Origin of the sequence: Aeromonas sp. Lyrl_2 (assembly GCF_051948815.1) — a bacterium.
GTDB classification, from domain to species: Bacteria; Pseudomonadota; Gammaproteobacteria; order Enterobacterales; family Aeromonadaceae; genus Aeromonas; species Aeromonas veronii.
In genome coordinates, this window is the sequence record NZ_JAYJLJ010000010.1 from 49,735 (window position 1) to 63,865 (window position 14,131).

A 14,131-nucleotide genomic window follows, 5' to 3' on the forward strand; every position below is an offset into this window, starting at 1 on the left:
TAGGGTGGACAAGGGATGGCTGACGATAACGAGTTGACGCTAAAAGACCCGGCTGCGGGCAAGAAAAAGAAGCTGATCATTATCATTGCCCTGGCGGTAATTTTGCTGGGCGGTGGTGGTGCTGGCGCCTTCCTGATGCTCTCCGGCTCCGATAAACCGCCCGCTGAAGCGGCGGAAGGTGCCGAGGCTGCACCCAAGGAGGAAGCGCCTAAACCTTCCCTCTATGTCGGTATGCCGCGCCCCTTTGTCTTCAACGTCGCAGGTGCCCAGCGAGATCGACTGGTGCAGATCAAGATCCAGCTGATGGTGCGCGGCACCGCCGACGAGACGCTGGCCAAACAGAATATCCCCCTGATTGAAGGCACCTTGTTGCGGGTATTCAGCGCAGCCAGTGCCGAACAGCTGATGACCTTTGAAGGCAAGGAGAAGCTGCGCAAGGATTCACTGGAAGAGTGCCGTCGGGTGCTCAAGGACCTGGTCTCTTCCCCCGTTATCGAACAAGTGCTGTTTACCGGCTTTGTAATGCAGTAGGTGAAGCGTGAGCGATCTGTTAAGTCAGGACGAAATTGATGCCCTCTTGCACGGTGTCGATGATGTCGAAGAGGAAGAGATAGGCGGCGCTGGAGACCCCGGCGTAGCCCAATTTGACTTCTCCTCTCAGGACCGCATCGTCCGTGGTCGCATGCCGACGCTGGAGCTGGTGAATGAACGTTTCGCCCGCCATATGCGGATCAGCCTGTTCAACATGATGCGTCGTACCGCCGAGGTCTCGATAAACGGCGTGCAGATGCTCAAGTTTGGCGAGTATGTTCATACCCTGTTTGTGCCGACCAGTCTCAACATGGTGCGCTTCCGCCCACTCAAGGGGACGGCGCTCATCACCATGGAGGCCCGACTGGTCTTCATTCTGGTGGAGAACTTCTTCGGTGGCGATGGCCGTTATCACGCCAAGATTGAGGGGCGCGAGTTCACGCCGACCGAGCGGCGCATTATCCAGATGCTGCTCAAACTGGTGTTTGAGGATTACAAGGATGCCTGGGCGCCGGTGATGGACGTGGGGTTCGAGTATCTCGACTCCGAAGTGAACCCGGCGATGGCCAACATCGTCAGCCCGACCGAGGTAATCGTGGTCAGCTCGTTCCACATCGAGCTCGACGGTGGTGGCGGCGACTTCCACGTGGCGATGCCTTATTCCATGCTGGAGCCGATCCGCGAGCTGCTGGACGCCGGTGTGCAGAGTGACAAGGGGGATACCGATGTACGTTGGAGCAAGGCGCTGCGTGACGAGATCATGGACGTCAAGGTGGAGCTGCGGGCCAAGCTGCTGGAGACCGAACTCACCCTGCGTGAACTGATGGAGCTGCGACCCGGCGATATCATTCCGGTCGATATGCCGGAAAATTTGCTGGTTTTTGTGGAGGACTTGCCCACTTTCCACGCCAAGATGGGCCGCACCAAGGATAATGTGGCGCTCAAGATCACCGACAAGCTCAAACGTCCGGAAGGGGTCAAGACGGAGATGCATCTGGTGACCCGGGGCGGGGTACGAATTGATGGCGAGGCCGAGCTGGAAGAGCTCGAGCGCAGTATCGAAGATCAACAGCGATAATTGACGGTTTATTACGGTAAACGGTCACGAAGTAGCATAAGGAAACAAGATGAGCGGAACTGAGGAAGAGGATCTGATGGCTGATGCCTGGGCTGCGGCTCTGGAGGAGCAGGTGACGGCGGAAGCCAAGCCAGCCCCGCTGGAAGAGTTGAAAGATGATGCCCCCATCAGTGCCGAGGAGCGTCGCAAGCTCGACACCATTCTCGATATTCCGGTCACTATCGCCATGGAGGTGGGCCGCAGCCAGATCAGCATCCGCAACCTGTTGCAGCTTAACCAGGGCTCGGTGGTGGAGCTGGATCGGGTTGCTGGCGAGCCGCTGGACGTATTGGTCAACGGCACCCTGATCGCTCACGGCGAGGTGGTGGTGGTAAACGACAAGTTCGGTATTCGCCTGACCGACGTCATAAGCCAGATTGAACGGATCAAGAAGCTCAAATGATGCGCCTCCTGTTGTTATTGCTGCCTGTTCCGGCCTTTGCCGAGACAGCGGCATCTGCCAACGTGCCTAGTCTGAGCTCCTGGTTGCTCTCCAGTTTGATGGTGATCGGTCTCATTCTGGTGCTGGGCTTTCTGCTCAAGAAGAGCAAGCTGGCGACCTCCATGGGGGGCGGCCAGATGCGGGTCATCGCCTCGTTGCCGGTGGGTTACAAAGAGAAGCTGCTGGTGGTCAAGGTGGGCGAACAGCAACTGCTGGTCGGCGTAACACCGCAGCAGGTCAACTTTCTCTACCGGCTGGAGGAGCCGCTGGACGAAAACCAGCCGCAGGCGTTTTCCCAGCAGCTTGGCAAATTGATGGGCAAGCATGAAAAAAGCTAACGGCTTATGGCTGAAAACGGGGCTGTTGGTCAGCCTGCTGATACCACTGTTTTGCTCCTGGCCTGCGCTGGCACAGGACGCCATGTCCGCGGTGACAGTCAAGACCATGGGGGATGGCTCTCAGGAGTACAGTCTGACCCTGCAAGTGCTGGCGCTGATGACCGCGCTCTCCTTCTTGCCGGCCATGGTGATCATGATGACCTCGTTTACCCGCATCATTGTGGTGTTGGGTATCTTGCGCCAGGCGATAGGTCTGCAACAGAGTCCCTCCAACCAGGTGTTGATCGGCATCGCCCTGTTCATGTCGTTCTTCATCATGTCACCGGTGCTGGATCGCATCAATGATGAGGCGTTGCAGCCCTATCTGGCCGAGACCATTCAGGCAAAGGAGGCGCTGGAGCGGGCCGAGTTGCCCATCCACCAGTTCATGCTGGCCCAGACCCGGATCAAGGATCTCAACACCTTTATGGAGATCGCCAACGTGCAGGTGGAGAAACCTGCCGATGTGCCGCTACGGGTGCTGATCCCTGCGTTTGTCACCAGCGAGCTGAAAACGGCCTTCCAGATAGGCTTTATGTTGTTCTTGCCGTTCCTGGTCATCGATCTGGTGGTCGCCAGTATCCTGATGGCGATGGGGATGATGATGCTCTCGCCGATGATCGTCTCTCTGCCCTTCAAGTTGATGCTGTTCGTGATGGTGGATGGCTGGAACCTCATTCTGGGGTCATTGGCCAACAGTTTCGGACTGGGTGCCGGTTAGCCGGTCGAGCGCAAGGAGCCCGAACATGAGTCCTGAAACCTTTGTCGACGTCTTTCGTGAGGCGCTCTGGCTGGTCAATATCATGGTCAGCGCCGTGATCCTGCCCAGCCTCGCTATCGGGCTGGTGGTAGCCATTTTTCAGGCGGCCACCTCCATCAACGAACAGACCCTGAGCTTTCTGCCCCGTCTCATCGTAACACTGTTTGCGCTGGGTGCTGGTGCTCACTGGGGTCTGCAGAGTCTGATGGACTTCTTTGTACTGATGGTCAATCAAATCCCCGAGGTGGTGGGATGACCTACACAACCGCTCTGATCATGGAGTGGTTGTCTTCCATCCTCTGGCCGCTGGCGCGGGTGAGCAGTCTGCTGATGGTGATGGCGGTGTTCGGCAGCCGCCTTGCGCCTGCGCGGGTACGGATGGGGCTGGCTCTTGCTATCACCTTTCTTATTGCCCCGCTGCTTCCGAAAATGCCCCCTATCGAACTCTTCTCTGCCGGCAGTTTTCTGGTATTGGGTCAGCAGCTGCTGATCGGTATTGCCCTCGGCCTGATGACCCAGTTTCTGATGGAGAGCTTCGTGATGGCCGGTCAGGTCATCGCCATGCAGACCAGTCTGGGTTTTGCCACCCTGGTGGACCCGATGAATGGCCAGTCGGCCCCCGTGGTGGGTCAGTTTTATCTGATGCTGGCGACCCTGGTGTTTCTGGCATTGGATGGTCATCTGGTGATGCTGCGACTGGTGATCCTCAGCTTTGAAACCTTGCCAGTGTCGGACAGCGGACTCACCTTGCCCGCCATCCGCACCCTGATCGGTTTTCTCGGTGTGATGTATCAGGCCTCACTGGTGATGGCCCTTTCTGCCATCGTCGCCCTGCTGCTGATCAATTTCGCCTTTGGCGTCATGACCCGGGCGGCGCCGCAGCTCAACATTTTCAGTATCGGTTTTGCGGTCAGCATGATGTCGGGTCTGCTGATCCTCTGGCTCACTATCGGCGGGTTCCTCGGCCACTTCGACATCATGTGGGAGCGGGTGCAGGAGGTCAGCTGCGAGTTGATCAACACCCAGTGCTTCGGGGGCGCTCATGGCTGATACCGACCAGGAACGTACCGAACAACCCACGGGCAAACGACTGCAACAGGCCCGTGAAAAAGGGCAGATTGCACGTTCAAAAGAGCTGGGGACCGCCAGTGTCCTGCTCTCGGCGGTATTTGGCCTGCTGATGCTCAAGGGCTCGTTGGCGACGGCCATGATCAAGGTTGTTACCATGGGCTTTACTCTGGACAGGGAGCAGGCTTTCGATCCCAATGCCATGTTCGCGATGGTGCCGGCGCTGCTGGGGGAACTGGTGCTTCCGCTGGGACTCTTGTTTGCACTGGTGGCGATTGCCGCTTTTATCGGCAACACCCTGATGGGGGGGATGAACTTCTCCACCGAAGCCATGATGCCCAAGATGAGCAAGCTGAGTCCACTCAGCGGTATCAAGCGAATGATCGGGGTGCAGTCGCTGATCGAGCTGGTAAAATCCATCGCCAAGGTGGTGTTCATCACCCTGTTTGCCTGGTGGATGCTATCCAGTCAGTTCAATCACCTGCTCAACCTCTCCATGGAGGGATTTCCCGGCGGTATTATCGATGCGTTGGAGCTGTTTCTCTGGATGTTGATCATCCTCTGTTGCGCTCTGCTTCCCATCGTTGCCATCGACGTGCCGTTCCAGAAGTGGAACCATATGCGTCAGCTCAAGATGACCAAACAGGAGGTCAAGGACGAGTTCAAGGACAGCGAAGGCAAGCCAGAGGTAAAGGGCAAGATCCGCCAGTTGCAGATGCAGATGGCGATGCGCCGGATGATGGGGGATGTGCCCAAGGCCGATGTGGTGATCACCAACCCGACCCACTACTCGGTAGCGCTCAAGTATGATGCGGGTAAACCAGGTGCCGCGCCCAAGGTTGTGGCCAAAGGAACAGATGAAATTGCAATGAAGATCAGGGAGATAGCCAGAGAGTACGAGATCCCCATCATGCCGTCACCAGCCTTGACCCGGGCTATTTACCACTCAACCGAGCTGGGCCACGAGATCCCGGAAGGACTCTTTGCGGCGGTTGCCCAGGTGCTCGCCTATGTCTTCCAGCTCAAGAAATTCCGTCGTGGTCAGGGGCGCCGTCCCCAGCCACTGGCTAAAGATCTCCCCATTCCGACCGAATATCGCAAATGACAAAGTTCTGACGTAGTCAAAATAAATCCATTGCATTTCAATGTCTTGTATTGTTGGCTTGATGTTTGCTTTAATCTGGCACCAGCAGGTTGAAATTGAGAAGCGCGATGGAATTCAAGGCAGTATTGGGCCAGTTCAAAGAGTACCGGGGAGTATTGGGCAAAGGCCTTGGTACCCCTCTGCTGGTATTGGCCGCGCTCGGCATGGTGGTGTTACCCATCCCGCCGCTGATGCTGGACGTGCTCTTCTCCTTTAACATTGCCCTCTCCATCGTGGTGCTGCTGGTATCCGTCTATACCCGCCGCCCCCTGGAATTTGCTGCCTTCCCGACCGTACTGCTGCTCGCTACCTTGCTACGGTTGGCGTTGAACGTTGCCTCGACCCGAGTGGTGTTACTGGAAGGTCACAATGGCAGTGCGGCGGCCGGCCATGTGATCGAGGCGTTCGGTAACGTGGTGATCGGCGGCAACTATGCGGTCGGCATCATCGTTTTCACCATCCTGATGATCATCAACTTTGTGGTGATCACCAAGGGTGCCGGGCGGATCGCGGAAGTGAGTGCCCGTTTTACCCTTGATGCGATGCCGGGCAAACAGATGGCCATCGATGCTGATTTGAACGCCGGTCTCATCAATCAGGAAGAGGCGAAGAAGCGTCGTCAGGATGTAACCCAGGAAGCTGACTTCTACGGCTCCATGGATGGTGCCTCCAAGTTTGTCAAAGGGGATGCCATTGCGGGCATCATGATCCTCTTTATCAACATCATCGGCGGCTTCATCATCGGGATGATGCAGCACCAGCTGACTTTCAGCGAATCTGCCGAGATCTATACCCTGTTGGCCATCGGTGACGGTCTGGTGGCGCAGATCCCCTCCCTGCTGCTCTCCATCGCCGCCGCCATCATAGTGACCCGTCAGAATACCGATCAGGACATGGGTACCGCAGTACTAGGCCAGCTGTTTGACAATCCCAAAGCCCTGATCATCTCCGCCGGGATTCTGCTGATGATGGGGCTGGTGCCGGGGATGCCGCATTTCGCCTTCCTGAGTCTGGGGGCTCTCGCTGCCGCTGGCGCCTGGTGGTTGCTGCGCCGCGAGAAACTGGCAGCCGCCAAAGCGGCCAAAGGTGAGTTGCTGCCTGCTACTGCCGAGCAACCCCATGAGCAGAAAGAGCTGAGTTGGGACGATGTGATGCCGGTGGACATCATCGGGCTGGAAGTGGGTTATCAGCTGATCCCGCTGGTGGATCGCAATCAGGGTGGCGAACTGCTCAACCGGATCAAAGGGGTGCGCAAGAAACTCTCGCAAGAGCTGGGCTTTCTGGTCCCGGCCGTCCACATTCGCGACAACCTGGATCTGGCGCCAAACCAATACCGCATCACCTTGATGGGGGTCAGTACCGGCGAGGCCAATGTCTACCATGATAAGGAGATGGCCATCAATCCGGGGCAGGTGTTCGGCCAGATCCAGGGGATAGCGACCCAGGATCCCGCCTTCGGGCTGGAAGCGGTCTGGGTTGCCAAGGAGATGGTCTCTCAGGCACAGACGCTGGGGTATACGGTAGTGGATACCGCGACCGTGGTGGCTACCCATCTGAGCCAGATCCTGACCAACCATGCGGCTCTGTTGCTGGGTCATGACGAGGTACAACAGCTGCTCGACATGATTGGCAAACATCAGAGCAAGCTGGTCGAAGGGCTGGTGCCGGAAGTGATCAGCATGGGTAACCTTGTGAAGGTATTGCAGAATTTGCTCAATGAAGGCGTGCCAATCCGCGATATGCGCACTATCCTGCAGACCCTGGTTGAATACGCGCCGCGCAGTCCGGATCCGGAAGTGCTCACGGCCGCTTGCCGGATTGCCCTGCGTCGCCTGATTGTGCAGGAGATTGCAGGCCCCGATCCCGAGCTGCCGGTGATTACCTTGGCGCCGGAATTGGAACGTATATTGCATCAATCCCTGCAGGCTGGTGGCGGTGATGGTGCCGGTATTGAACCGGGTCTGGCAGAGCGGATGCAGCGCTCGCTGGTGGAAGCCACTCAACGACAAGAATTGGAAGGCCAACCGGCCGTGCTTCTGACATCGGGGATCTTGCGCAATACCCTGGCGAAATTTGTCAAGAATGCCATTCCTGGATTGCGCGTTCTGTCTTATCAGGAAGTGCCCGACGACAAGCAGATCCGCATCGTCAGTGCGGTAGGGCAGAACTAGTTAGCGGAGACGACGGGTGAAGATTAAGCGGTTTTTTGCCAAGGATATGCGAACGGCTCTGGCCGAGGTCAAGGAGACTCTCGGGCCTGACGCCGTCATCATGTCCAACAAGAAGGTCACCGGAGGGGTAGAGATAGTCGCCGCAGTCGATTATCAATCCCAGGTTCCGGGGCCCAAAGATGCGCCGGTTCGCCGTCAGCTGAACGATGAGAGCGTCAATATTTCGTCTGCTGCTCGGCAGATGATCCGCCCCGAGCCGACGCCGGCGAAGGAGCAGAACGAACATTATGCCGATACTCTGGCCGCCTTGCTGGCGCGCCAGCAGAAGCTCAAGCCGGGCAATGGGGCGCCACTGGGCAATACCCAATCGGCCGGTCTGGCCGCTGCCAATGCAGCGCCCAGAACATTGGCCGAGCAGGGGCAGTGGGGCGCAGCTCCCGAACCTGCCAAGCCCAAGGCCCGGGTTGCGTCCGGCCAGCGCCCCCCTCAACCTGCCCAGCGGGATCAGGAGATGGAAGGGATGCGCAAGGAGATGGCCAGCATCCGTAAATTGCTGGAGCACCAGATCTCCGGGCTGATGTGGCAAGAGGTGGAGCGCCGCGAACCGATGCGGGCCCTGTTGATCAAGGAGCTCAAGAAACTGGGCTTTGATGATGCCTTTGCCGATCAATTGGCGGGACTGATCCCCGAAGATATGTCCATCCATCAGGCGATGGCCCAGTTGGCCGAAGTGCTGACGGCCCAGCTCAAGATCAGTGAGGACGAGATCATGCGTCAGGGCGGCGCGGTTGCACTGCTTGGCCCGACCGGGGTGGGAAAAACCACCACCATTGCCAAGCTGGCTGCCCGTTTCGCCATGAAGTATGGCGCCGAGCAGGTGGCGCTGATCACCACCGACAACTACCGGATTGGTGCCCATGAACAGCTGCAGACCTATGGCCGCATCATGGGTTGCCCGGTACGGCAGGTGCGTGATGCCGAAGAGCTGGCCAATGCCCTTTATCAGTTCCGCCACCGTCGGCTGGTACTGATCGATACGGCCGGGGTGGGCCAACGGGATATCCGGTTGACCGAGCAGCTCGATACCTTGGTCAAGAATGCCAAGGTGCGGATCCGCAGTTATCTGGTGATGTCGGCAACTTCCCAGCGTCGGGTGATGCAGGAGGCGGTTGACCATTTCCGGCGTATTCCATTAAGCGGCTGCATACTTACCAAATTGGATGAAAGTCTGAATCTGGGCGAAGTGATTAACGTGTGTATCCAGAATTCATTGCCCATCAGCTATATCACTGACGGACAAAGGGTTCCGGAAGATATTCAGGTTGCCAATGCGGCGCAGCTCGTTGGGGCTGCCATGGGCTCGCTGGAGCGAGAAACAGAGGAGCCTTATTTCTGGGGCGCAGGCTTTGGCGAGGCCGAAGATTCGGAGTTTTATGAGTAACATGTATATGGATCAGGCGAGTGGTCTGCGCAAAATGCGTCAAAACAATCGAGTAAAAGTAATCGCCGTTTCCGGTGGTAAAGGTGGCGTGGGCAAGACCAACGTGACCCTGAACGTGGCCGGAGCCATGGCCGCCCAAGGCAAGCGGGTGATGGTGCTGGATGCCGACCTGGGTCTGGCCAACGTCGATGTCATGCTGGGGCTGCGGGTTCATCGCAACCTCTCTCATGTCCTGGCGGGTGAATGCACCATCGACGATATCATCGTCGAAGGTCCCTACGGCATGATGATCGTGCCTGCGACCTCGGGCACCCAGTCCATGGTCGAGCTTTCTCCGGTGCAGCATGCCGAGCTTATCCGTGCCTTCAGCGAGATGAAAACCCAGGTCGACATCCTGCTGGTGGATACGGCTGCGGGGATCTCCGACATGGTGCTGAGCTTCACCCGAGCAGCTCAGGACATCATGGTGGTGGTCTGTGATGAGCCGACCTCCATCACCGATGCCTACGCCCTCATCAAGATCCTCTCCAAGGATCACGGCGTGTTTCGTTTCAAGGTAGTGGCCAATATGGTGCGCAGTCTGCGCGAAGGGCAGGAGCTCTTTGCCAAACTGACCCGGGTCACGGATCGTTTCCTCGACACCTCGCTGGAGCTGGTCGCCTGTGTACCCTATGACACCAATCTGCGTGCCGCCGTGCGCAAGCAGAAGCTGATTGTCGAGGCGTTTCCCAAGTCGCCGGCCGCACTGGCGTTCCGGGCCCTTGCCAACAAGGCGGCGAGCTGGCCGGTTCCCAACCAGCCGGGCGGCCATCTGGAGTTTTTCCTGGAAAATTTGTTGCAGAAACCGGCCACAACACAGGAAGGTTCCCGTGAATAAAGCCCAAGCGTACTTGCGTCATCAGGATTCCTATGTGCTGGTGGAGCGTCATGCTCCCCTGGTCAAGCGAATTGCCCAGCATTTGTTGGCTCGCCTGCCCAGCAGTGTCTTGCTGGATGACCTGATCCAGGCAGGTATGATTGGGCTGCTTGAAGCCTCCCGCAATTTTGACGGTAGCAAGGGGGCCAGCTTCGAGACGTATGCCGGGATCCGCATCCGAGGCGCCATGCTGGATGAGATCCGGCGTGGTGACTGGGTACCCCGCTCTGTGCATCGCAACAGTCGGGCTATTGCAGAAGCGATCGAGAATGTCGAGCAGACGCACGGTCGTGACGCGCGAGATACCGAGGTTGCTGCCGAGATGGGGGTCTCCATCGCTGATTACCATGCGATGCTGCAAGACGTCTCCTGCGGCAAAATTATCGGCATCGAAGATTTGGGGGTCAGCGAGGATGTGATCGGCAACCCCGATGATGCCTCTTCAGGCTCGGGATTCGATGAATTGGCTGCCGAGCGATTTCAGATTCAATTATCCGAGCAAATTGGTCGTCTACCAGAGAGAGAAGCTTTGGTTCTCTCTCTTTACTACGATGAAGAGCTGAATTTGCGTGAAATTGGCGAGGTTTTGAATGTCAGCGAGTCGCGTGTGAGCCAGATCCACAGTCAGGCAATGCACAGATTGCGTGCTCGTTTGAGAGATTGGCATCTATAAGTGTTTGTACTGGCTACACTGAGATGAAACTCTAAGGCATAATCCGCACGACACAACCCGTTTTTAGCATCATGTAAGTGAGCCACTCTGGTGGCTATTTAGGAGGGAATTTTGGACAAGAACATGAAAATCCTCATTGTTGACGATTTTTCAACGATGCGCCGGATTATCAAGAACTTGCTGCGCGACTTGGGATTCAACAATACCCATGAGGCGGATGACGGCAATACAGCGCTGCCGATGCTGAAAAATGGTGATTTTCAGTTTGTAGTTACCGACTGGAACATGCCAGGCATGCAAGGTATTGACCTGCTTAAAGCCATCCGTGTCGATGAGAAGCTCAAGCATCTGCCGGTACTGATGGTAACCGCTGAAGCCAAACGTGAGCAGATCATTGAAGCCGCTCAAGCTGGCGTCAACGGTTACATCGTCAAGCCCTTCACCGCAGCAACGCTCAAAGAAAAACTCGACAAAATTTTCGAACGAATTGGCTAAGGAGCTGCAGGGATGATGGCCAAAACGAGAGCAATGATTTCGCTCGACCAGGCAAGGATGCTTGTTGCTCATCTGGAGCAAGGCGAATTTGAGCTGGCCGATGAACTGCTTGCCGAAGTATGTGCCCCCAACGCAGCCGATCTGTTTGAAAAAGTAGGTCAGCTGACCCGACAACTGCATGATTCACTTCAAGAGTTTCGCCTCGATCCCCGTATTCCCGATTTGGCTACTCATGATATTCCCGATGCTCGGGAGCGCTTGAGCTACGTTATCGATATGACCGATAAAGCGGCCAATCGCACAATGGATGCGGTGGAAGCCAGTTTGCCGATAGCGGATCGCCTGAATGACAATATCCAGCTGGTGATGCCGAACTGGAATGCCCTGATGTCTCGTGACATGAGCGTGGGGCAGTTCAAATCCTTATGTCACCAACTTGATGATTTTATTAAGGCTTCAGAGTCTGATGCCGATAAATTACGGCAACTGCTGACAGAAATCCTGATGGCACAAGATTTTCAGGATTTGACAGGTCAGATGATCCGCAAGGTCATCAAGCTTGTTCAGGAAGTTGAAACAAAATTAATAGAAATGCTGACCATGTTTGGTGAGGCTTCTGCTGAGCATTCAACTCGTAGTATTCCTGTCAACGGGATTGAAGCAGAGGGCCCTATCATGAACCCCGAGGCTCGTGCCGATGTGGTCAATGGTCAGGATGATGTGGACGATCTGCTGTCTAGCTTGGGATTCTAATGGAGTGACGCATGGCCTTCGAAGTTGATGAAGACATACTGCAAGACTTTCTGGTCGAAGCATCCGAAATATTGGAACAGTTGTCTGAACAACTGGTCGACTTGGAAAAGCGGCCCGATGACAAGAACCTGTTGAATGCTATCTTTCGCGGTTTCCATACCGTGAAGGGGGGGGCAGGTTTTCTGTCGCTTGGTGAACTGGTTGATGTATGCCACGGTGCGGAAAACGTGTTCGATATCTTGCGTAATGGCAAGCGAACCGTTACTGCGGAGCTGATGGATGTGATCCTGCAAGCGCTGGATGCCATCAATGTCATGTTCGCCCAGGTTCAAAATCGCGAAGCACCCAGCCCTGCGTCAGATGATTTGCTTCATGACCTCCATGAGTTGTGCAAGCCGGAAGGGGAAGAGCAACTGCGCACGGCTACCAGTGCGGCTGCGGCTGTAGAATCTGAACCTGCAGCACCGGTAGTTGTTGAAGAAGTTGCTCCAGAAATCGTTGAACCCGCAGCCATCAGCAGTGAGCCTGCTCCTGTCAATGGCGGCGGCTCGATCGATGAAATTTCTGCAGACGAATTCGAGCGTCTGTTGGACGAGCTCCACGGCGTGGGTGGGGCTCCGACTAAGGCGGCTGCAGCAGCCCCGATAGCGGGTGGCTCTGGCGATATCACCGATGATGAGTTTGAGGCCTTGCTGGACCAGCTCCATGGCCAGGGACAGCACATGGGGGCGCCAGAGGTGAATCCTCTGAAGTCGGTGCAAAAAGAGGTGGACGAACTTATCGATGATGATGAGTTTGAGCGTCTGCTTGATGAATTACATGGCCGTGGCCAAGGGCCTCAGAGTACTCTGGCACCTGCCGCACCTGCCGCACCTGCCGCACCTGCCGCACCTGCCGCACCTGCCGCACCTGCCGCACCTGCCGCGGTGACTCCGCCCAAACCGGTCACTCCTGTAGCCAAACCAGCACCGGCTGCCCCCGCAAAACCTGCCGAAGCAGCCAAGGCACCAGCGCCTGCCGCCAAGGCTGCGCCTGCGCCAGCAGAAAACAGTGCCGTGCAAAGCGATACGACGGTGCGGGTGGATACCAAGACTCTCGATGTCATCATGAACATGGTAGGTGAGTTGGTACTAGTCCGTAACCGGTTGGTGAGCCTGGGGATTGCCAGCAATGATGAAGAGATGTCAAAGGCGGTTGCCAATCTGGATGTGGTAACGGCTGACCTGCAAGGGGCGGTGATGAAAACCCGCATGCAGCCAATCAAGAAGGTATTTGGTCGTTTCCCGCGCGTGGTGCGTGATCTGGCCCGAACCCTCAAGAAAGAGATTGAGCTGGTGATGGTGGGCGAAGAGACCGATCTTGATAAAAACCTGGTGGAGGCGCTCGCCGATCCTCTGGTTCACCTCGTTCGCAACTCATGCGATCACGGGGTCGAAATGCCGGAGGTTCGTGAGAAAGCGGGCAAACCGCGGCAAGGGACGATCACCCTTAGCGCCTCCCAGCAAGGCGATCATATCCTGCTTTGCATCGAGGATGATGGGGCTGGGATGGATCCTGAGAAACTCAAGTCCATCGCAATCAGTCGCGGTGTTCTGGATGCAGATACTGCCGCTCGCATGAGCGACAACGATGCCTATAACCTGATCTTTGCCCCGGGCTTTTCAACCAAGGCCGAGATCTCCGATATCTCTGGCCGTGGTGTCGGAATGGATGTGGTTAAAACCAGCATTGTCAGCCTCAATGGGTCGGTGCACATCGACTCCACTTGGGGGAAAGGTACCCGTCTCGAAATCAAGGTTCCGTTGACGCTAGCCATTCTGCCGACTCTGATGGTGGAAGTGGGTGAGCAGACCTTCGCACTTCCCCTTGGTTGTGTGAATGAGATTTTCCATCTGGATCTGAAAAAGGCCAACATGGTTGATGGCCAGCTCACCATCATTGTGCGAGAGAAGGCGATACCGCTCTTCTATCTGCACAAATGGTTGATTCGTGGCGCTAACAAGCGTTCACGCCAGGATACCGGACATGTGGTGATCGTGCAGATTGGCACTCAGCAAATCGGGTTTGTGGTAGATAGCCTGATTGGTCAGGAAGAGGTTGTGATCAAGCCTCTTGATAACCTGCTGCAAGGTACGCCGGGTATGGCCGGGGCGACGATTACCAGTGATGGCGGAATTGCTCTTATTTTGGATGTGCCGAGTCTGCTCAAAGCATATGCGCGTAGACATTAATAGCTCAGGCCC

At 56.4% G+C, this 14,131-nt stretch carries 15 protein-coding genes; all 15 read left to right on the forward strand.

Going from position 1 to position 14,131, the window contains the following annotated elements; all coding sequences use genetic code 11:
* The first annotated feature begins 15 nt into the window (after positions 1 to 15).
* Complete coding sequence (fliL, locus tag VF684_RS10595) at positions 16 to 531, forward strand: flagellar basal body-associated protein FliL (protein WP_005334744.1); 516 nt, start codon at positions 16 to 18, stop codon at positions 529 to 531.
* A gap of 7 nt (positions 532 to 538) precedes the next feature.
* On the forward strand, positions 539 to 1,609 hold the full coding sequence (fliM, locus tag VF684_RS10600; RefSeq protein WP_005334736.1) for a flagellar motor switch protein FliM: 1,071 nt from the start codon (positions 539 to 541) through the stop codon (positions 1,607 to 1,609).
* A 49-nt stretch (positions 1,610 to 1,658) separates the two neighbouring features.
* The gene (fliN, locus tag VF684_RS10605) at positions 1,659 to 2,051 is read left to right on the forward strand and encodes a flagellar motor switch protein FliN (protein WP_005298791.1); all 393 of its coding nucleotides are present in this window, start codon (positions 1,659 to 1,661) and stop codon (positions 2,049 to 2,051) included.
* The gene (gene fliO, locus VF684_RS10610) at positions 2,048 to 2,428 is read left to right on the forward strand and encodes a flagellar biosynthetic protein FliO (protein ID WP_263716844.1); all 381 of its coding nucleotides are present in this window, start codon (positions 2,048 to 2,050) and stop codon (positions 2,426 to 2,428) included. The genes fliN and fliO overlap by 4 nt, the downstream gene beginning before the upstream one ends.
* Positions 2,415 to 3,188, forward strand: coding sequence for a flagellar type III secretion system pore protein FliP (fliP, locus tag VF684_RS10615; RefSeq protein WP_005334729.1), 774 nt, complete (start codon positions 2,415 to 2,417; stop codon positions 3,186 to 3,188). Before fliO ends, fliP begins: the two co-directional genes overlap by 14 nt.
* A gap of 25 nt (positions 3,189 to 3,213) precedes the next feature.
* Positions 3,214 to 3,483 carry a flagellar biosynthesis protein FliQ gene (gene fliQ, locus VF684_RS10620; protein ID WP_040065332.1) on the forward strand — a complete coding sequence of 90 codons (270 nt, stop codon included), beginning with the start codon at positions 3,214 to 3,216 and terminating at the stop codon, positions 3,481 to 3,483.
* On the forward strand, positions 3,480 to 4,277 hold the full coding sequence (gene fliR, locus VF684_RS10625; RefSeq protein WP_064339691.1) for a flagellar biosynthetic protein FliR: 798 nt from the start codon (positions 3,480 to 3,482) through the stop codon (positions 4,275 to 4,277). The genes fliQ and fliR overlap by 4 nt, the downstream gene beginning before the upstream one ends.
* Positions 4,270 to 5,400, forward strand: a complete 1,131-nt coding sequence (gene flhB / locus VF684_RS10630) for a flagellar biosynthesis protein FlhB (protein ID WP_376899938.1) — start codon at positions 4,270 to 4,272, stop codon at positions 5,398 to 5,400. The genes fliR and flhB overlap by 8 nt, the downstream gene beginning before the upstream one ends.
* 107 nt (positions 5,401 to 5,507) lie before the next feature.
* Complete coding sequence (gene flhA / locus VF684_RS10635; protein ID WP_376899940.1) at positions 5,508 to 7,610, forward strand: flagellar biosynthesis protein FlhA; 2,103 nt, start codon at positions 5,508 to 5,510, stop codon at positions 7,608 to 7,610.
* A gap of 16 nt (positions 7,611 to 7,626) precedes the next feature.
* Complete coding sequence (gene flhF, locus VF684_RS10640; protein ID WP_005362047.1) at positions 7,627 to 9,051, forward strand: flagellar biosynthesis protein FlhF; 1,425 nt, start codon at positions 7,627 to 7,629, stop codon at positions 9,049 to 9,051.
* Position 9,052: 1 nt separating this feature from the next.
* Complete coding sequence (locus tag VF684_RS10645; RefSeq protein WP_013723550.1) at positions 9,053 to 9,928, forward strand: MinD/ParA family protein; 876 nt, start codon at positions 9,053 to 9,055, stop codon at positions 9,926 to 9,928.
* Entirely contained in the window at positions 9,921 to 10,640 is a 720-nt protein-coding gene (locus tag VF684_RS10650) for an RNA polymerase sigma factor FliA (RefSeq protein WP_107683672.1), read from the forward strand. The genes VF684_RS10645 and VF684_RS10650 overlap by 8 nt, the downstream gene beginning before the upstream one ends.
* Before the next feature lie 123 nt (positions 10,641 to 10,763).
* Complete coding sequence (gene cheY, locus VF684_RS10655) at positions 10,764 to 11,135, forward strand: chemotaxis response regulator CheY (RefSeq protein WP_005334709.1); 372 nt, start codon at positions 10,764 to 10,766, stop codon at positions 11,133 to 11,135.
* Between the two features lie 12 nt (positions 11,136 to 11,147).
* Complete coding sequence (locus VF684_RS10660; protein WP_005353668.1) at positions 11,148 to 11,888, forward strand: protein phosphatase CheZ; 741 nt, start codon at positions 11,148 to 11,150, stop codon at positions 11,886 to 11,888.
* An 11-nt stretch (positions 11,889 to 11,899) separates the two neighbouring features.
* Positions 11,900 to 14,119, forward strand: a complete 2,220-nt coding sequence (locus VF684_RS10665) for a chemotaxis protein CheA (protein WP_374885698.1) — start codon at positions 11,900 to 11,902, stop codon at positions 14,117 to 14,119.
* The last annotated feature ends 12 nt before the right edge of the window (positions 14,120 to 14,131 follow it).